We start from the raw sequence: 17,432 nt of genomic DNA, 5'->3' as shown, positions 1-17,432 counted from the left end.
GGCGGCCTGCCCTTCAAACCGGCCCCGGCCATTTCCAGCCGGCGATCTCCGGCATGTCGATGCCATGCACACCGACGTAGGCGCGGTGCGCGAGCAGCCGGTCGCGCAGGTCCTGCTGCACGTGGCCGAGCCGATCGCGCAGCCGCGGCACGCGGTCGATCGCGTCGGCCGCCAGGTGGAAGCGGTCGAGCTCGTTCAGCACCGTCATGTCGAAAGGCGTGGTGGTCGTGCCCTCTTCGCGGTAGCCGTGCACATGGAAGTTGCCGTGGTTGGCGCGCTTGTACGCCAGCCGGTGGATCAGCGCCGGATAGCCATGGAAGGCGAAGATCACCGGCACGTCGGTCGTGAAGATCGAGTCGAACACCGCGTCCTCGACACCGTGCGGATGGCTGGTGGGCGACTGCAGCGCCATCAGGTCGACCACGTTGACCACGCGGACCTTCATCTCGGGCACATGCTGGCGCAGGAAGTCGACCGCGGCCATCGTTTCGAGCGTAGGCACGTCGCCGGCACAGGCCATGACCACGTCGGGCTTCACGCCCTCGTCGTTGCCGGCCCAGCGCCAGATGCCCAGGCCGCTCTCGCAATGCCGCGCGGCGGCATCGATGTCGAGCCACTGCACCTCGGGCGCCTTGCCAGAGACGATGACGTTCACGTAGTTCCGGCTGCGCAGGCAGTGATCGACCACCGACAGCAGCGTGTTCGCGTCCGGCGGCAGGTACACGCGCACCACCTCGGCCTTCTTGTTGACGACATGGTCGATGAAGCCCGGGTCCTGGTGGCTGAAGCCGTTGTGGTCCTGCTGCCAGACGTGGCTGGTCAGCAGGTAGTTCAACGACGCGATGGGGCGCCGCCACGGCAGCTTGCGCGTCACCTTCAGCCACTTCGCATGCTGGTTGAACATCGAGTCGATGATGTGGATGAAGGCCTCGTAGCACGAGAAGAAGCCGTGCCGCCCGGTCAGCAGGTAGCCTTCGAGCCAGCCCTGGCACAGATGCTCGCTGAGCACTTCCATCACCCGGCCATCGGCGCCCACGTGGTCGTCGCCCGGCTCGATCTCGGCGGTGGAGGTGCGGGTGGTCACGTCGAACAACGCGCCCAGCCGGTTCGACACCGTCTCGTCCGGCCCGAAGACGCGGAAGTTCTGCGCCGGCTCGTTCAGGCGCATCACGTCGCGCAGGAACGAGCCCGTCACGCGGGTCGCCTCGGCCAGCGTTCTGCCCGGTGCGGCGACCGCGACGGCATAGTCGCGGTAGTCGGGCAACCGCAGGTCCTTCAGCAGCAGGCCGCCGTTGGCATGCGGATTGGCGCTCATGCGGCGCGCGGGCTCCGGCGCCTGTGCGGCGATGTCGGCACGCAGGCGTCCGTCCGCATCGAAGAGCTCCTCCGGCCGGTAGCTGCGCATCCACGATTCGAGCAGCGCGATGTGCGCCGGGTTGTCGGCAAAGCCGGTCAGCGGCACCTGGTGCGCGCGGAAGGTGCCTTCGACCTGCACGCCATCGACCACGCCGGGGCCGGTCCAGCCCTTGGGCGAGCGCAGCACGATCATCGGCCAGCGGTGCCGCTTGCCGAAGCCGTCCAGCCGCGCTTCGAGCTGGATCGCATGGATCACGTCGAAGGCGCTGTCGAGCGCCGCCGCCATCGCCTGATGCATCGCGCCGGGCTCATGGCCCGAGACGAAATGCGGCTCGTAGCCGTTGCCGCGCAGCAGTTGCGTCAGCTGCTCGTCGCCGATGCGCGCGAGCACCGTCGGCCCGGCGATCTTGTAGCCGTTGAGATGCAGGATCGGCAGCACCGCGCCATCGCGCGCCGGGTTCAGGAACTTGTTCGAATGCCAGCTCGCCGCCAGCGCACCGGTCTCGGCCTCGCCGTCGCCGATCACGCAGCAGGCGACCAGGTCGGGGTTGTCGAACACCGCACCGTGCGCATGCAGCAGCGAATAGCCGAGTTCGCCGCCTTCATGGATCGAACCCGGCGTCTCGGGCGACACATGGCTCGGAATGCCGCCGGGAAACGAGAACTGCTTGAACAGCTTCTGGATGCCTTCGGCATCCTGCGGCACGTTCGGATAGACCTCGCTGTAGGTGCCCTCGAGCCAGGTGTTCGCCACCACGCCAGGGCCGCCATGGCCCGGGCCGGCGATGAAGATCGCATCGACACCGCGCGCCTTGATGACGCGGTTCATGTGGGCATAGATGAAGTTCAGGCCGGGCGTGGTTCCCCAGTGCCCCAGCAGCCGCGGCTTGATGTGCGCAAGCGCCAGCGGCTCCCGCAGCAGCGGGTTGTCCATCAGGTAGACCTGGCCGACGGACAGGTAGTTGGCCGCGCGCCACCAGGCGTCGAGCAGCGTGAATTCGGCGGGGATTCCGGGCTGGGCGGGCGCGGCGATCGAAGCGGGCATGGTCAGACTCCAGTGAAGGCTTCCAGTGTGGAAGCCGGCCCCGCCGGACGCTTGACGCGGATCAAGGAAAAGGACGATGCCCTCCGCAGCCGTCCCGCTCAGCCGATGTCGTGCAACGCGCGGAAGGCCTTGTAGAGATTGCGCGGGTCGAACTGGCCCTTGAACACCGCGGGCGGCTGCCGGTCGATGCCGAGCAGTCCATAGACCGCCGTCATCGCCGAGCGGATCGAATACTCCACCGTGAACACCACGTCGTCCGGCTGCTCGCAGAACTGCCCGATGACCGCGAAGTTGAGGTGGCCTTCCGGGTGCACCGCCGGCCGGTCGCCTCGCGTGCGGCGCAGGAACTGGCTGGTGATGAAGGGCATGAGGCACGGCAGGCAGATCGATTGCGCCAGGATGACGTCGGTGCGATCGCCCGCGCCCAGGTGCCCGAGCAGCTCCGTCATCAGCTCGCGGCCGGTGCATTCGGCCATCGGCTTCGCCACGAAGTTGCCGGGCTTGTCCATCGCAAGGCCGTAGCCCCAGAAGACCTGCACGTCCGCCGGCTGGCCGATGAAGTGCGGCTGGTGCGGCAGCACGATCGACATGAGCCAGTTCGAATCGGTGAAGGTGATGAGCCCGCCTTCACCCGGCACGTTGCCCGTGAAGTCGCGCACCAGCGTGAACAGCGCCGGGTCGCCCAGCGTCGTGGTGAAGGACACCCACTTCGACTCGTCGACATGCTCGGTGAAGGCCTGCGGCCGACCGAGTTCGGGGCGGCCGGCGGCGATCGTCTCCCACAGCGTCCAGGCACCGCCCTCGCGCTTGTCGTTGAGCGTCGGCGCCGCGTCCATGCCGCCGATCGACGCGCCCTCGGTCATCGAGCCGAGCGTCGCGATCACGACGTCCTGCGGGGCGACCTCGATGCGTGCGCCCTGCCCTGCCTTCTGCACGTCGATGGCCGTGACCGCGGTCCTGTCGCCCCGCGGCATGAACACCACGTCGGTCACGCGCGTGCCGAGTTCGAAGACCACGCCGCGCTCGTCCAGCCACTTGCGCAGCGGCAGCACCAGCGAGTCGTACTGGTTGTAGACCGTGCGCATGATCCCGCGCAGCTCGTTGAAGCCGGCCACCATGTGGGTGAAGCGCAGCAGGTAGCGCTTGAGCTCGACTGCGCTGTGCCATGGCTGGAACGCGAAGGTCGTGCACCACATGAACCAGAAGTTGGTGCGGAAGAAGGCATCGTCGAAGTGATCCGAGATGCGGCTGTCGCCGAACAGCGCTTCGGGCTCGATCGCCAGCTTCTCGATGGTGAGGATGTGCTTCTCGCTCAGGCCGAATTCGGGCGCGTCGATCTTGTGGCCCGCGCGCACCAGCCGCGACTTCGAGCCGGTCTTGATGATCTCGTTCCACTCGAAGATCTCCTGCGTGACCGTCTGCTTGCCGTCGAGCGTCGGCACCGACGAGAACAGGTCGTAGGTGCACAGGTACTTGCTCTCGATCATCCGGCCGCCGCGCACCATGTAGCCGTTGCGCGCGTCGCCCGCGCCGTCGAGGCTGCCGCCCAATCGGTCGAGCTCTTCGTAGATGGTGATGTTGCGGCCGAGCAGGTCGCCGTCACGGATGAGGATGGCGGCGGCGGCCAGCGAGGCAATGCCTCCGCCGATGAGATGGGCCTTGACGGCGCTGAGGTCGGGTTTGGACATCGGCCCATTCTGCGACCCCGCATCGGCGCCGCGCCATCGCTCCCGGCCCGTGGGTTGACGCAGATCAAGCCTGCGCCATCGGGCCGCCCGATGATCGACCGATGCATCCAGGACACCTCTCGTGACAGCGCTCCCCGGCAGCGTCGTGGCCGTGCGCGGCGCGGTGGTCGACGTGCGCTTCGAGGGCGCGTCGCTGCCGCCGATCCACACCGCCATCGAGGTGCTGTGGGACCGGCCCGAGGCGCTGCTGCTCGAGGTGCACGGCCATCTCGACACCACCACCGTGCGCACGATCGCGCTGCAGGCCACGGCCGGGCTGGCCCGCCACACGGCGGTGCGCGCCACCGGCGAGTCGATCGCGATCCCGGTCGGCGACGCGGTGCTGGGCCGGCTGCTCGACGTGGTCGGCAACGTGCGCGACCGCGGCGCGGCATTGCCGGCCGACACGCCGCGCCGCGGCATCCATGGGCTGCCGCCGGCGCTGGACCAGGGCACGTCGAGCACCGAGGTGTTCGAAACCGGCATCAAGGTGATCGACCTGCTGACGCCGCTGGCGCAGGGCGGCAAGGCGGCGATGTTCGGCGGCGCCGGGGTCGGCAAGACCGTGCTGGTGATGGAGCTCATCCACGCCATGGTCGAGAAGTATCAGGGCATCTCGGTCTTCGCCGGGGTCGGCGAACGCTCGCGCGAAGGCCACGAACTGCTCAACGACATGCGCGGCTCGGGCGTGCTGCCGCGCACGGTGCTGGTCTACGGCCAGATGAACGAGCCGCCGGGTGCGCGCTGGCGCGTACCCCTCACGGCGCTGACCATCGCGGAGCACTTCCGCGACGGCAAGCACCAGAACGTGCTGCTGCTGATGGACAACGTGTTCCGCTTCGTGCAGGCCGGCAGCGAGGTGTCGAGCCTGCTCGGCCGCCTGCCGTCGCGGGTCGGCTACCAGCCCACGCTGGCCACCGAGGTCGCCGCGCTGCAGGAACGCATCGCCTCGGTCGCGGGCGCATCGGTCACCGCGATCCAGGCGGTCTACGTGCCGGCCGACGACTTCACCGATCCGGCGGTGACCACCCTCTCGAGCCACATGGACAGCATCGTGATGCTGTCGCGCGAAGCGGCGGCGCAGGGCTTCTATCCGGCCATCGATCCGCTCGCGTCGTCGTCGGTGCTGCTCGATCCGCTGGTTGTCGGCGAGGCGCACTACCGGCTGGCGGAGCGGGCCCGCGAGGCGCTCGCCCGCTTCAAGGACCTGCAGGACATCATCTCGCTGCTCGGCGTCGAGGAGCTGGGCGCCGACGACCGGCTGACGGTGCAGCGCGCACGGCGGCTGCAGCGCTTTCTGACCCAGCCCTTCACCGTGACCGAGGCCTTCACGGGCACACCGGGGCGCAGCGTCGCCCTGGCCGACACGCTGGCCGGCGTGCGCGGCATCCTGGACGGCGAAGCCGACGGCTGGGCCGAGAGCTCGCTCTACATGGTCGGCACGCTGGACGAGGCGCGGCAAAAGGAAGCCGCGGCCCGTGCGACGGCGGCCGGCGCCGGCGCGACCGCTGCGGCGGCAACACCATGAGGCTGCGCATCACGACACCGCTGAGCGTCGTGGTCGACGACGACCGGGTGCGCTCGCTGCGCGCCGAAGACGCCAGCGGGAGCTTCGGTGTGATGCCGGGCCATGCCGACTTCCTCACCAGCCTGGCCGTGTCGGTGGTGCGCTGGGTGGCGGCCGACGGCAAGCCACGCTATTGCGCCGTTCGCCGTGGCGTGCTCACGGTGCTGGGCGGCCAGTCCATAGCCATCGCCACGCGCGAAGCCGTCTGCGGCGACGACCTCGCCACACTGGACCAGGACGTGCTGCAGCGCTTTCGTACCGACATCGACGCCCAGCGCATCGAACATGTCGAAAGCGCCCGCCTGCAGCTGAATGCGGTGCGCCAGCTGATGCGGCACCTGCGTCCGCACGGGCCGGTCGGCACCGGGAACTTCCAATGACGCAGCAGCCCGACGAGGACGACCCGCTGCTGCGCGAGACCCGGTTGCGCAGCGAACGCCATCGCGCGTCGGTGGCCGAGGGCGAGCCTTCGGTCGCGCGCCGGCTGGCGCAGATCGGCGTGCTCGGCTGGATGATCGTGACGCCCGCGATGCTCGGACTGTTCCTCGGCCGCTGGCTCGACGGCAGGTTCGGCTCGGGCATCTTCTGCACCGCGCCGCTGCTGCTGGCCGGTCTCGGCATCGGCTGCTGGTCGGGCTGGAAATGGATGAAATCCGCATGATGCTGCCCGTCTTCCCCGCCGACTCCGCATGGGCGATCGGCCTGCTGCTGGCCGCATACCTGGCGGGCGGCATGGCGCTCGGCGCGCTGTACTTTCGATTGCTCTGGTGGAACGCAAGGCGCTTCGGCGGCGGGTCGCACGTGGCCACGTCGATCGCATGGATGGTCGGGCGCTTCGCGCTGCTGGCCGCCGTGCTGGTGGGCGTGAGCTTCGAAGGCGCGATGCCGCTGCTGATGACGGCGCTGGGCATCTTCATCGCACGCTTCTTCGTGATGCGCCAGGTACGCGACGAACACACCGCGACGAGCGAGCCGGAGCGCACCCCATGAAGTCCCCGCTCGACAGCGTCGCGCTGTTCCACGTCGGCCCGGTGCCCATTGGTGCCAGCGTGGTCGTCACCTGGGTGCTCATGGCGGTGCTGGTCGCCGGCGCGGTCCTGCTGCGGCGCCGGCTGAAACTGCAGCCCTCGGCCACGCAGGCCGCCTGCGAAATGCTCGTCGAGGTGCTCGACAGCCAGATCCGCGACACGATGCGGGTCGAGCCCGGGCCCTACCGCGCCTTCATCGGCACGCTGTTCGTCTACATCTTCCTGGCCAACTGGTCGTCGCTGGTACCGGGCGTCGAACCGCCGACCGCGCACCTCGAAACCGATGCCGCGCTGGCCCTGCTGGTCTTCCTCGCGATCATCGGGTTCGGCGTGCGGGCGGTCGGACTGCGCGGCTACCTCCGGACCTTCGCATCGCCGAGCCCGGTGATGATTCCGCTGAACTTCATCGAGAGCCTCACGCGCGCCTTCTCGCTGCTGGTGCGCCTGTTCGGCAACGTGATGAGCGGCGTGTTCGTGATCGGCATCGTCGGCTCGCTGGCCGGCCTGCTGGTGCCGATTCCGCTGATGGCGCTCGACCTGCTGACCGGCGCCGTGCAGGCCTACATCTTCGCGGTGCTGGCGATGGTCTTCATCGCCAGCGCCGTCAGCGACGAAGCCACGGCAGCGCCCCCCTCCACACCTTCACCTTCCACCCCAAGGACTCCTCCATGAACTGGCTGGCATTCATCAGCATCGTCTCGGCCGCGCTCGCGGTCTCGTTCGGGGCCATCGGCCCGGCCCTGGCGGAAGGCCGCGCCGTGGCCGCCGCGATGGACGCCATCGCGCGCCAGCCCGAGGCGGCGAACACCATCTCGCGCACGCTGTTCGTCGGGCTCGCGATGATCGAGACCATGGCGATCTATTGCCTGGTGATCGCGCTGCTGCTGCTGTTCGCGAACCCGCTGCTGAAATGAAGCCCCCACGCTCATCGCTTCGCGTATCGCTGCCCCCCGAGGGGGGCGCCAGTGCCTTCGGGCGGCCGGGCGGCTCTGACATGAAGCCCCCGCGCTCATCGCTTCACGTGGTGCCAGTGACATGACCATCGACTGGTGGACCCTCGCCTTCCAGGCGGTCAACGTGCTGGTGCTGGTCTGGCTGCTCGGGCACTTCTTCTGGAAACCCGTGGCGGCCATGATCGCCCAGCGCAATGCGGTGGCGCAGCAGACGCTGGCCGACGCCGATGCCCAGCGCGCCCAGGCTGCGGCCGCGCTCGCCGAGATCGAACGCACGCGGGCCGGCTTTGCGCAGGAGCGCGAGGCGATCCTGGCAGAGGCGCACACCGCGGCCGATCGTGCCCGCGCCGCCGCAATGGAAGCCGCGACGAAGGCGGCAGCCACGGTCGCGGCGGACGCGCTGGCGGCCATCGACAAGCAGAAGGCAGCGGCCGACGACGCCTGGCGCGAGCGTGCGGCCCGGCTTGCCGTCGACATCGCCACGCGGCTGTGCGCGCCACTGGGCGGCGCGGCGGTGCAGGCGGTCTTCATCGACCGGCTGGTCGCGCAGATCCACGGTCTGCCCGAGCCCCAGCGCCGCACGCTGGCCGCGTCCGGCACGGCGCTCGAGGTCATCAGCGCGTCGCCGCTCACGCCCGACGACCAGCGCCGCCTGCAGGCGCGCCTGGCGGAGGCCTTCGGTGCGACACCGGATCTCGCCTTCCGCACCGACGCGGCGCTGGTCGCCGGCATCGAGCTGCATGGCGCCCACCTGGTCGTCAGCAACAGCTGGCGCGCCGACCTGCAACGCATCCAGACCGAGGTGGCCCATGACGGCACCTGACCTGCAGGCCGACGCCTGGCTCGACCAGGCACGCGGCCGGCTCGATGCGCTGGCGCTCGGCGCCCGCACCGATGCCATCGGGCGCGTCGAGGAGGTGGCCGACGGCATCGCCTTCGTCTCGGGCCTGCCGGACGTCCGCCTGGACGAACTGCTGCGCTTCGACAAGGGCCAGTTCGGCTTCGCGCAGGTGCTGGAGCGCGAGCGCATCGGCTGCGTGCTGCTGGACGCGGTCGATGCCATCGAGGCCGGCGATGCCGTCCGCGGCAGCGGCGACGTGGTGCGTGTGCCGGTCGGCCCGGCGCTGCTCGGCCGGGTGGTCGATTCGCTCGGGCGCCCGCTCGACGGCAAGGGGCCGATCGTCTCCGACAGCCTGGCGCCCATCGAGCGCCCGGCGCCGTCCATCATCGACCGCGACCTGGTGACGCAGCCGGTGCAGACCGGCCTGCTGGTGGTCGACACGCTGTTCGCACTCGGCCGCGGCCAGCGCGAGCTGATCGTGGGCGACCGGGCCACCGGCAAGACCGCGGTGGCCATCGACACCATCCTCAACCAGAAGCACAGCGACATCGTCTGCGTCTATGTGGCGGTGGGGCAGAAGAGCTCGGCGGTGCGGCGCGCCATCGATGCGATCCGCACGCACGGCGCGCCCGAGCGCTGCATCGTGGTGGTGGCCGGCGCGTCGAGTTCGGCCGGCCTGCAATGGATCGCGCCCTTCGCCGGCTTCACGATGGCCGAGTATTTCCGCGACCGTGGCCAGCACGCGCTGATCGTGATCGACGACCTGAGCAAGCATGCCGCGAGCCACCGCGAGATCGCCCTGCTGACGCGCCAGTCGCCCGGCCGCGAGGCCTACCCGGGCGACGTGTTCTACGTGCATGCGCGGCTGCTGGAACGGGCGGCCAAGTTGTCGGCGGAGAAAGGCGGCGGCTCGCTGACGGCGCTGCCGATCGCCGAGACCGATGCCGGCAACCTGAGCGCGTTCATTCCCACCAATCTGATCTCGATCACCGACGGCCAGGTGGTGCTCGACGCCAAGCTGTTCCACGAAGGACAGAAGCCCGCCGTGGACGTGGGCACCAGCGTGAGCCGCGTCGGCGGCAAGACGCAGGCGCCGGCCTTGCGCAAGGCTGCCGACACGCTGCGGCTGGACTATGCGCAGTTCCTGGAGCTGGAGATGTTCACCCGCTTCGGCGGCATGCCGGATGGCCGCGTGCGCGACCAGCTGACGCGCGGCGCCCGCATCCGCGCGATCCTGAACCAGCCGCAGCACGCGCCCCTGCGGCTCGCGGACGAGGTCGCGCTGGTGCTGGCGGTGCAGGCCGGGCTGCTCGATGCGATGGCCTTGCCCGCCATCGAACACTTTCGCGAGCGCCTGGGCGAAGCGATCGACCGCAGCGCGCCGGATGCGGTGCGCGCCATTCAGGACACCGGCAAGCTGGACGACGCGCAGCGACAGGCATTGCTCGACGCGATGCGTGCGCACGCGCGGTCGCTCGTGCCGGACACGCCGGCGGACGTGCCCGCCGCAACGGCGGCGGCACCGGCCCGCCCATGACCGAACGCCTGGCCGACATCGACGCACGCATCCGCGGTGTCCGGCAACTGGGCGCCGTGGTGAACGCGATGCGCGGCATCGCCGCGGCGCGGGCGCAGCAGGCGCGCAACCAGCTCGCGGCAGTGGACGCCCATGCGCAGACCCTGGCCATCGCGATCGGTCGGGCGCTCGACCTGGTGCCATCGGACGCGGCGAGCGACACGGCACGCCCCGCACGGCCGGCGTTGCTGGTGTTCGTCGCGGAGCAGGGATTCGCGGGCGCCTTCAGCGAGCGCGTGCTCGACGCGGCACCGCTCGGCGCCGCCAGCTCCGGCGCGGCCGCGGCCGAGCTCTTTCTGGTCGGTACGCGCGGCGCGACGGTCGCCACGGCGCGCGGCATCGCCATCGCATGGCAGGGCGCGGCGCCTTCGCACCCGAACGGCGTTCCGGCGCTCGCCGAACGAATCGCGCAGGCGCTGTATGCGCGCATCGCGGCGGGCGCGGTCGACCGGCTGGATGTCGTGTTCAGCGCGTGGCGTCCGGGCCATGGCCTGCACGTCGAGCGGCGCAGGCTGCTCCCGGTCGATGCGGACGCCTTTCCGCAGCCGCCCCGCAACGGCGACAAGCCGCTGATCAACCTGCCGCCGGCCACGCTGGTCGCCGCGCTGAGCGAGGACTATCTGCACGCGCAGCTGTGCCACGCTGCGCTGCATGCCTTCGCGGCGGAGAACGAGGCGCGCATGGAGGCGATGGCCGCGGCCTGCAGCCAGATCGAGCGGCAGCTCGACACGATGCAGGCGACCCAGCGCATGGTGCGGCAGGCCGAGATCACGGCGGAGATCATCGAGCTCGCGGCGGGCGAACAGGCCGGCGACGCCACGCGATGACGCCCTCGGTCCGCGCGCGCACCTCGGGCGTTGCCAGGCAGCTCGCGACGGCCTCGTAGCCGGCCGCGCCCGGGCATGGCGCAACCCACATGGGCGGGCTGTGATTCGCCGGGCAGAAGATGATGGACTCGTCGGCGCCCACCGCGGCCAGATCCAGGATGACGCTCGATCGCGTGAGCAGGAACAGCGGGCCGACGTCGGTCGCGGCGGCCGTGTCTGTCGTTCCCCCGATATCCGTTCTGCGGTGACGCAGGTGGGCCGCCAGTGCCCGCTGCGTGGCGGTGTCCAGCCCCTGTTCCACCAGGTCGACGACCAGGGCGGCCGAAGCTTCGGCCTCCAGCGCTGCAACCAAGGCGACCAGCGCATCGGACGCAATGGCGCCATCGGCGACGAGCCGTGCCAGCGTCCATTCCACGCGCGCGCTCAGCCCGCGATCCGCGGCCAGCCGCGCTGTCGCCACGCCATCCGTCGCGCGTTCCAGGCCCAGAAAAGTCGCCGACGGCAGAACCTCCGCCAGACGCTGGGCCAGCCGCGTCTTGCCGCTGCCCAGCGGGCCGACGATGTAGTTCAGCCGGCGGATGCCGCGCAACGCGAACCGCTCCCCGCCCCACGGCCAGGGCAGCTCGAATTCGACAACAGGTCCTTGCATCGAATCCGGCAAGCCCGCGCCCGCTTCGGCGGTCGGCGCGTGGCCATGGCCATCGCTGAGCCCGGCCCGCAGCCCATGGACCTTCTCGATCGCGCCCGCCAGTTGACGAACCCGGCCTTCCAGCGCGGCCTGGTGTGCCGCCAGTACCTGCTTCGGGCCTTCAGCCCCGCCCTGGAGCATGCCCGCCACCTGCGCGAGGCCGAGGCCGAGCGCGCGGAGCGCCACGATGTCCTCGGCGCGCTGCATGTCGGCGGGGCCGTAGGACCGCCATCCGGCCGCATTGCGGATCGGGGCGACCAGGCCATGCGCCTCATAGAGGCGCAGCGCCTTGGCGGAGATACCGAGCCGGTGGGCGGCTTCGGCCGGGCCCAGGAATCGAACGGAAGAGCTCAAGATCGCCTCGCATGTGTTGACCATGGGCGCCTTTTTAAAGCCGGCCGCCGGGGCCGGGTCAAGTGCGGCCTGCTTTTTGCCGGTCAACGCATGATCTTGTCGAGCGTCAGCGGATAGTCCCTGACCCGCACGCCCGATGCGTTGTAGACCGCGTTCGCGATGGCGGCGGCGCTGCCGCACAGCCCCAGTTCGCCCACGCCCTTGGCCTTCATCGGCGAGGACTTGTCGTCCACCTCGTCGAGGAAGAAGACGTCCTGCACCGGCACGTCGGCATGGACCGGCACGTGGTATTCCGCCAGGTCGTGATTGATGAAGCAGCCCAACCGCGCGTCGACAACGGCTTCTTCCATGAGGGCGGCGCCCAGCCCCATGGTCATCGCGCCGATGACCTGGCTGCGCGCGGTCTTCGGGTTCAGGATGCGGCCGGCCGCGAAGGCGCCGCTCATTCGCCGCACGCGCACCTCGCCCGTGTCGACATCGACCGCAACCTCCGCGAAATGCGCGCCGAAAGTGCCTTGCGCATAGGTCTTCGTGAGGTCGCCGAACTCGATGCCGTCTTCCTCGACCAGGCCGGCGCGGCCGGCCAGTTCCGCCAACGCGACGCTGCGGCTGCCCGAGATGATCCGGCCGCCGTCGAAGCGCGCGTCGCCGGCCAGGAAGCCGGCCTTGCGGGCCAGCGCCTCGCGCAGCTTCATGCAGGCCGCGTAGACGCCGGCGGTCGCGCTGTTGCCACCCCACTGCCCGCCCGACCCCGCGGACACCGGAAAGTCCGAGTCGCCGAGCCGCACGCGGACCTGCGCCAGCGGCACACCCAGCAATTCGGCCGCCGTCTGGGCGATGACCGTGTAGCTGCCGGTGCCGATGTCCGTCATGTCGGTCGAGACCGTGACCACGCCGCTGCCATCGATCGCGACGCGCGCTGCGGAACGCATCGCCAGGTTGCCGCGGAAGGCGCTCGCCATGCCCATCCCGATGCGCCAGCGCCCCTCGCGCACCTGGCCCGGCGCCGCCACGCGGCGCTCCCAGCCAAAGCGCTGCGCCCCGACGCGCAGGCAACCGATGAAGTCGCGCTGCGAGAAAGCACGGCCGGCCTTCTCCGGGTCGACCTGCGTGTCGTTGGCGATGCGCAGGGCCACCGGGTCGATCTTCAGGGCCTCGGCCAGCTCGTCCATCGCGATCTCCAGCGCCATCAGGCCGGGCGCCTCGCCCGGCGCCCGCATCGCATTGCCTTCCGGCAGGTCCAGCGTGGCCAGGCGGTGTGCGGTACGGCGGTTGGCTGCGGCGTAGAGCAGCCGCGTCTGCATGGCGGCGGTCTCGGGCTGGCCGCCGGCCAGGTCGCCCGACCAGCTCTCGTGCGCGATCGCCAGCAACTTGCCGTCCGGCGCTGCGCCGAGGCGGATGCGCTGGATCGTCGCGGGCCGGTGCGTCGTGTTGTTGGCGATCTGCGGGCGTGCCAGCGCCACCTTGACCGGCCGCCCCACCACGCGCGCGGCGACCGCGGCCATGACCGCGTCGCTGCGTATCCAGAGCTTGGAACCGAAGCCTCCACCCACATAGCTCGAAACGACCCGGATGTCGTCGCGCGCGATGCCCAGCACTTCCGAAAGATCGCGCCGTGCCCAGGCGATCATCTGGTTGGAAGTCCAGACCGTGAGGCGCTTGCCTTGCCATGACGCGATGGTCGCGAACGGCTCCATCGCCATGTGGCTCTGATCGGGCGTCGTGTAGGTCTGGTCGATCTTGACGGCCGCATCGGCGAAGGCGGCATCGAAGTCGCCGACCGCGGTGTCGGGTTCGTCTCCGTCCATCTTCGGCTTCACCGCCGAGCCGCGCTCCCTGGCGAGATCGAAGCGCCCTGCGGCGCGGTCGTATTCGATCTCGACGAGGTGCGTCGCCGCACGCGCCCGCTCGAAACTGTCGGCCACCACGATCGCCACGGCCTGGCCGAAGTGGTCCACGTCCGGCCCGGCGAGCAGCTTCGCGGTGATGGCCTTGGCCTTGGCGACTTCGCCGGCGTTCTCGTGCGTGACGACCGCGATCACGCCGGGTGCTGCACGTGCGGCTGTCGTGTCGATGCGGCGGATGCGGCCCTTCGCGATCGACGACCCGAGGATCACGCCATAGGCCTGGTTCGGCACCACGTCGTGCCGTTCGTAGGCATACGGTGCGGTGCCGGTGACCTTCAACGGTCCGTCGACGCGGTCATGCGGTTTGCCGACGACCCGCAGGCGGTCGATCGGGTTGCGGCTGGCGGGTTGATCGAACTTCATGGTCTCAGCTCCTCGATTCGGCCAGCACGGACGCGAGCGTGCGTTCGACCAGCAACGGCTTGAAGGCGTTGTGGCTGCCGATGCGCGCACCGGCCAGCGTCATGCGCGCGATGGTCGCGGCGTCCGGCTGTGACTCGGCCGCTTCGACGCGCCATGGCTTCGGCGCAAGCCCGCCATAGGCGAAGCGCCCTCGGCCATCGGGCTGGACCACGGCGGCGACCGAGACCAGCGCGAAAGCGTACGACGCGCGGTCGCGCACCTTGCGATAGAAGTGCTTGCCGCCGAGTGGCGCGGGCAGCAGCACCGACGTGATCATTTCGTCGCGAGCCAATGCCGTCTCGACATCGGGCGTGCTGCCCGGCGGCCGATGGAAGTCGGCGATCGGAATGGTGCGCCGCGCACCGTCGGCCCGCACGGTTTCGACGGTGGCGTCCAGCAGACGCATCGCGACCGCCATGTCGCTCGGATGCGTGGCGATGCATTGGTCGCTGGTCGCCAGGACGGCGAGGTTGCGATCGAAGCCGCCGATGGCCGAGCAGCCCGAGCCGGGTCGCCGTTTGTTGCAAGGCTGCGCGGTGTCGTAGAAATACGGGCAGCGGGTGCGCTGCAGCAGGTTGCCGGCGGTGGTGGCCTTGTTGCGCAACTGGCCGGACGCACCGGCCAGCAAGGCGCGGCTGAGCACGGCGTAGTCCTGGCGCACCCGTGGATGCGCGGCGAGATCGGTGTTGCGCACCAGCGCGCCGATGCGCAGGCCGCCATCCGTCGCGGTCTCGACCTGGTCGAGCTGGATACGGTTGATGTCGATCAGATGGGTGGGCGTCTCGATCTGCAGTTTCATCAGGTCGAGCAGGTTGGTGCCGCCCGCGATCAGCTTGGCGCCGGGGTGGGTCGCCAGTGCCGCGGCTGCACCTGCGGGCGATGCGGCGCGCTCGTAGGTGAACGCTTTCATGCCTTCACCCCGGCGACTTCCTGAATGGCTTCGAGCATGTTCGCGTAGGCGCCGCAGCGGCACAGGTTGCCGCTCATGCGCTCGCGGATCTCGTCGGGCGTGGGCTGCGGTGCGGCGGCCACGTCGGCGCTGACATGGCTTGGCACACCGGCCCGGATTTCGTCCAGCGTACCCACTGCCGAACAGATCTGGCCCGGCGTGCAGTAGCCGCACTGAAAACCGTCGTGCTTGACGAAGGCCGCCTGCATCGGATGCAACGTACCCGGCACGCCGAGCCCTTCGATCGTCGTGATCCGGTCACCCTCGTGCATGGCGGCGAGCGTCAGGCAGCTGTTGATGCGCCGGCCGTTGACCAGCACGGTGCAGGCGCCGCACTGGCCGTGGTCACAGCCTTTCTTGGAGCCGGTGAGATGAAGGTGTTCGCGCAGCGTGTCCAGCAAGGTCGTGCGCGTGTCGAGTTCCAGTGCGTAGGCGCGTCGGTTGACGGTCAGCGTGACCTGCATGGTCGACCGGTCCGCGACGGCGGGCAGCGGGTCGGACGCAGTCTGCGCCTGGCTGTCCGTGGCGTGCATCCAGGCGCCGGCCGCGGTGGCAAGACTGCCGGCCAGAAGTCCGCGGCGGCGGACCTCGAAGGCATTGCTCTCATCGATCTGTGGGTGTGACATCGTGGATTTCCCAGCACGGCCCTGTTGGGGGGCGTTCGTTCGTGGCATCGGCTGTCCCACGCATGCATCGGTGTGCAGGCATGAGCGCCTCCCAACCTCGTTGCGTCAACGGCTGCTGCGTTGTTCCGGCAAGGTCTGGGAATCAGTAAACGATGGCGATTCGAGCGGGTCCGTAGGTGCGTGCCGCCGAGCGCGCGCAGGACAAGACCGACCGCGGCGACAGCGGCCGACCCGAGAGTGTTACCCGGCGGCGGCGGGGCAGGCGCGGTGCGTCAGACGCGGTGCGGAAGGCGTCGGGCGCCTCCCGCACCGAATGGCCGCGGGAGATCGCACATGGGAATTGGGGAATTGAGCCTGAACAGGCGCCCGGTCGAATACGGGACGTATTCACGGCAAGCGGCCCATCGGAGATGCGGCCTTCAGCGCAGGCCCTGCGCTGAATGAAGGCATGGAGCCCCGGCCCAGACCGGCCGGGGTGGTCGATCAGGCCGCGGAACCCGATGCCTCGGCGACCGGTGCTGCGGCGGCCGGCGCTGCAGGGGCGGCGCTTGGCACCGCCGCCTTCTTGGCAGGCACCTTCTTGGCCGGTGCCTTGGCGACAGCCTTCTTTGCCGCAGCCTTCTTGGCGGGCACAACGGGCACGCTCTTCGCCGGTGCCTTGACGGCCTTCTTGGCTGCAACCTTGACCGCCGCCTTCTTGGCAACGACCTTCTTGGTTGCAACCTTTTTGGCGGCGACCTTCTTCACGGGTGCCACAGCCTTCTTTGCAGGCGCGGGCGCAACGGGTGCTGCAACCGCTGCATCGACCGACGCCGGCTTGTCACCGAGAAAATCCTCGATCTTGCTTCCACGCTTCTTCAGCGCGTCCTTCAGCCATTGCGGACGCGGGCCACGGCCGCTCCAGCCTGCGCCGGTCTTGGGATTCACGTATTTGGCAATGCCGGTAGCGGCCGGCTTCTTTGCCACTGCCTTCTTGGCGGTGCCGCCGGTCGAACGGGTCAATGCGGCCACGACATCGGCCGCACCGGCGATCAGGAAGCTTTCCAGCGAACGTCCCGCGGCAATGGCACTGCGCAACCAGGCCGGACGCGGACCACGGCCACCCCAGACGCGGCCCTGACCATCGCTGTATTTGGCGCCCGCCGCTGCGGGTGCAGCAGCAGCCTTTGCAGCCGGTGCCGATGCATCCGCCCCGCTTCCGCCAGATGCAGCGGAAAACGCCAGGTCGCTTGCGGACAGACCGTATTTGGCAACCAACTCGTTGACTTTGGCCACGGCACTCTTGACCTCAACTGCATAGAGCTTGCTGGCAGTGGCTTGCAAGGCGGCGATCTCGCGTGCGATCTGGGCGTAAGTCTTCGTCATGAATGGGTCTCGAAGGATGAAAAGCGCAATTCTAATTGGCCCGCGCCAATGTCTATTTCAGATTCGCGGCATTGGGTAATTGGACACTTATTTGCGGCTCGAACGACTCAACGACAAACGACGGACCCTCACCAGAGAAGCCATGCGAATTCGGATATCGAATTCAAGAAGGCGGATGTATTTCAGTCTGCACATTGCGTGCAATGAGGCCGGTATGCGCA

The 17,432-nt window shown here is 69.5% G+C and carries 15 protein-coding genes and 1 pseudogene; 9 read left to right on the top strand and 7 right to left on the bottom strand.

What is annotated here, in order from left to right; all coding sequences use genetic code 11:
• Window positions 1-13 precede the first annotated feature (13 nt).
• Together AC07PZ_RS17230 and AC07PZ_RS17225 are read right to left on the bottom strand one after the other, a co-directional pair.
• Window positions 14-2,401: a phosphoketolase family protein gene (locus AC07PZ_RS17230; protein ID WP_495296336.1), complete on the bottom strand. Its 2,388-nt coding sequence runs from the start codon at window positions 2,399-2,401 to the stop codon at window positions 14-16.
• A 98-nt stretch (window positions 2,402-2,499) separates the two neighbouring features.
• Entirely contained in the window at window positions 2,500-4,089 is a 1,590-nt protein-coding gene (locus AC07PZ_RS17225; RefSeq protein WP_495296335.1) for an oleate hydratase, read from the bottom strand.
• A gap of 121 nt (window positions 4,090-4,210) precedes the next feature.
• Here AC07PZ_RS17225 and atpD point away from each other — a divergent pair, with 121 nt between their 5' ends.
• The 9 genes and pseudogenes from atpD to AC07PZ_RS17180 all read left to right on the top strand — a co-directional run bounded on the left by atpD (window position 4,211) and on the right by AC07PZ_RS17180 (window position 10,920).
• Window positions 4,211-5,656: a F0F1 ATP synthase subunit beta gene (gene atpD, locus AC07PZ_RS17220; RefSeq protein ID WP_495296334.1), complete on the top strand. Its 1,446-nt coding sequence runs from the start codon at window positions 4,211-4,213 to the stop codon at window positions 5,654-5,656.
• Window positions 5,653-6,075 carry a F0F1 ATP synthase subunit epsilon gene (locus AC07PZ_RS17215; RefSeq protein ID WP_495296333.1) on the top strand — a complete coding sequence of 141 codons (423 nt, stop codon included), beginning with the start codon at window positions 5,653-5,655 and terminating at the stop codon, window positions 6,073-6,075. The genes atpD and AC07PZ_RS17215 overlap by 4 nt, the downstream gene beginning before the upstream one ends.
• Complete coding sequence (locus tag AC07PZ_RS17210) at window positions 6,072-6,356, top strand: AtpZ/AtpI family protein (RefSeq protein WP_495296332.1); 285 nt, start codon at window positions 6,072-6,074, stop codon at window positions 6,354-6,356. Before AC07PZ_RS17215 ends, AC07PZ_RS17210 begins: the two co-directional genes overlap by 4 nt.
• A complete protein-coding gene (locus AC07PZ_RS17205) occupies window positions 6,353-6,685 on the top strand; it encodes an N-ATPase subunit AtpR (RefSeq protein ID WP_495296331.1) in 333 nt (110 codons plus the stop codon). Before AC07PZ_RS17210 ends, AC07PZ_RS17205 begins: the two co-directional genes overlap by 4 nt.
• Window positions 6,682-7,395 carry a F0F1 ATP synthase subunit A gene (locus tag AC07PZ_RS17200; RefSeq protein WP_495296330.1) on the top strand — a complete coding sequence of 238 codons (714 nt, stop codon included), beginning with the start codon at window positions 6,682-6,684 and terminating at the stop codon, window positions 7,393-7,395. The genes AC07PZ_RS17205 and AC07PZ_RS17200 overlap by 4 nt, the downstream gene beginning before the upstream one ends.
• Entirely contained in the window at window positions 7,392-7,637 is a 246-nt protein-coding gene (locus AC07PZ_RS17195) for a F0F1 ATP synthase subunit C (protein WP_012494624.1), read from the top strand. The genes AC07PZ_RS17200 and AC07PZ_RS17195 overlap by 4 nt, the downstream gene beginning before the upstream one ends.
• 121 nt (window positions 7,638-7,758) lie before the next feature.
• On the top strand, window positions 7,759-8,499 hold the full coding sequence (locus tag AC07PZ_RS17190; protein ID WP_495296329.1) for a F0F1 ATP synthase subunit delta: 741 nt from the start codon (window positions 7,759-7,761) through the stop codon (window positions 8,497-8,499).
• Window positions 8,486-10,045, top strand: a pseudogene (locus AC07PZ_RS17185) (F0F1 ATP synthase subunit alpha); the annotation flags it as partial. The gene AC07PZ_RS17190 and the pseudogene AC07PZ_RS17185, both read left to right, overlap by 14 nt.
• A gap of 5 nt (window positions 10,046-10,050) precedes the next feature.
• Window positions 10,051-10,920 (top strand): F0F1 ATP synthase subunit gamma, encoded by an 870-nt coding sequence (locus AC07PZ_RS17180; RefSeq protein WP_495296328.1) that lies wholly within the window; start codon window positions 10,051-10,053, stop codon window positions 10,918-10,920.
• Here the strand turns inward: AC07PZ_RS17180 and AC07PZ_RS17175 are convergent.
• The 5 genes from AC07PZ_RS17175 to AC07PZ_RS17155 form a co-directional block, all read right to left on the bottom strand.
• Window positions 10,874-11,962 carry a MerR family transcriptional regulator gene (locus tag AC07PZ_RS17175; protein ID WP_495296467.1) on the bottom strand — a complete coding sequence of 363 codons (1,089 nt, stop codon included), beginning with the start codon at window positions 11,960-11,962 and terminating at the stop codon, window positions 10,874-10,876. The two genes, AC07PZ_RS17180 and AC07PZ_RS17175, sit on opposite strands and share 47 nt — an antisense overlap.
• 83 nt (window positions 11,963-12,045) lie before the next feature.
• Entirely contained in the window at window positions 12,046-14,232 is a 2,187-nt protein-coding gene (paoC, locus tag AC07PZ_RS17170) for an aldehyde oxidoreductase molybdenum-binding subunit PaoC (RefSeq protein ID WP_495296327.1), read from the bottom strand.
• A gap of 4 nt (window positions 14,233-14,236) precedes the next feature.
• Window positions 14,237-15,181: an FAD binding domain-containing protein gene (locus AC07PZ_RS17165; RefSeq protein ID WP_495296326.1), complete on the bottom strand. Its 945-nt coding sequence runs from the start codon at window positions 15,179-15,181 to the stop codon at window positions 14,237-14,239.
• A complete protein-coding gene (paoA, locus tag AC07PZ_RS17160) occupies window positions 15,178-15,846 on the bottom strand; it encodes an aldehyde dehydrogenase iron-sulfur subunit PaoA (protein WP_495296325.1) in 669 nt (222 codons plus the stop codon). Before paoA ends, AC07PZ_RS17165 begins: the two co-directional genes overlap by 4 nt.
• Window positions 15,847-16,329: 483 nt before the next feature.
• On the bottom strand, window positions 16,330-17,211 hold the full coding sequence (locus tag AC07PZ_RS17155; RefSeq protein ID WP_495296324.1) for an H-NS family nucleoid-associated regulatory protein: 882 nt from the start codon (window positions 17,209-17,211) through the stop codon (window positions 16,330-16,332).
• Window positions 17,212-17,432 lie beyond the last annotated feature (221 nt).

It is taken from the genome of Variovorax sp. GW821-FHT10B04, from assembly GCF_059415645.1.
Note: the sequence above shows the minus strand (reverse complement) of the source record. Positions and strands in the feature narration are given on the sequence as shown.

Coding starts and splice junctions, on each gene's coding strand:
- AC07PZ_RS17230 (WP_495296336.1), bottom strand. CDS start 2,401: ATGCCCGCTTCGATCGCCGCGCCCGCCCAGCCCGGAATCCCCGCCGAA.
- AC07PZ_RS17225 (WP_495296335.1), bottom strand. CDS start 4,089: ATGTCCAAACCCGACCTCAGCGCCGTCAAGGCCCATCTCATCGGCGGA.
- AC07PZ_RS17215 (WP_495296333.1), top strand. CDS start 5,653: ATGAGGCTGCGCATCACGACACCGCTGAGCGTCGTGGTCGACGACGAC.
- AC07PZ_RS17210 (WP_495296332.1), top strand. CDS start 6,072: ATGACGCAGCAGCCCGACGAGGACGACCCGCTGCTGCGCGAGACCCGG.
- AC07PZ_RS17205 (WP_495296331.1), top strand. CDS start 6,353: ATGATGCTGCCCGTCTTCCCCGCCGACTCCGCATGGGCGATCGGCCTG.
- AC07PZ_RS17200 (WP_495296330.1), top strand. CDS start 6,682: ATGAAGTCCCCGCTCGACAGCGTCGCGCTGTTCCACGTCGGCCCGGTG.
- AC07PZ_RS17195 (WP_012494624.1), top strand. CDS start 7,392: ATGAACTGGCTGGCATTCATCAGCATCGTCTCGGCCGCGCTCGCGGTC.
- AC07PZ_RS17190 (WP_495296329.1), top strand. CDS start 7,759: ATGACCATCGACTGGTGGACCCTCGCCTTCCAGGCGGTCAACGTGCTG.
- AC07PZ_RS17180 (WP_495296328.1), top strand. CDS start 10,051: ATGACCGAACGCCTGGCCGACATCGACGCACGCATCCGCGGTGTCCGG.
- paoC (WP_495296327.1), bottom strand. CDS start 14,232: ATGAAGTTCGATCAACCCGCCAGCCGCAACCCGATCGACCGCCTGCGG.
- AC07PZ_RS17165 (WP_495296326.1), bottom strand. CDS start 15,181: ATGAAAGCGTTCACCTACGAGCGCGCCGCATCGCCCGCAGGTGCAGCC.
- paoA (WP_495296325.1), bottom strand. CDS start 15,846: ATGTCACACCCACAGATCGATGAGAGCAATGCCTTCGAGGTCCGCCGC.
- AC07PZ_RS17155 (WP_495296324.1), bottom strand. CDS start 17,211: ATGACGAAGACTTACGCCCAGATCGCACGCGAGATCGCCGCCTTGCAA.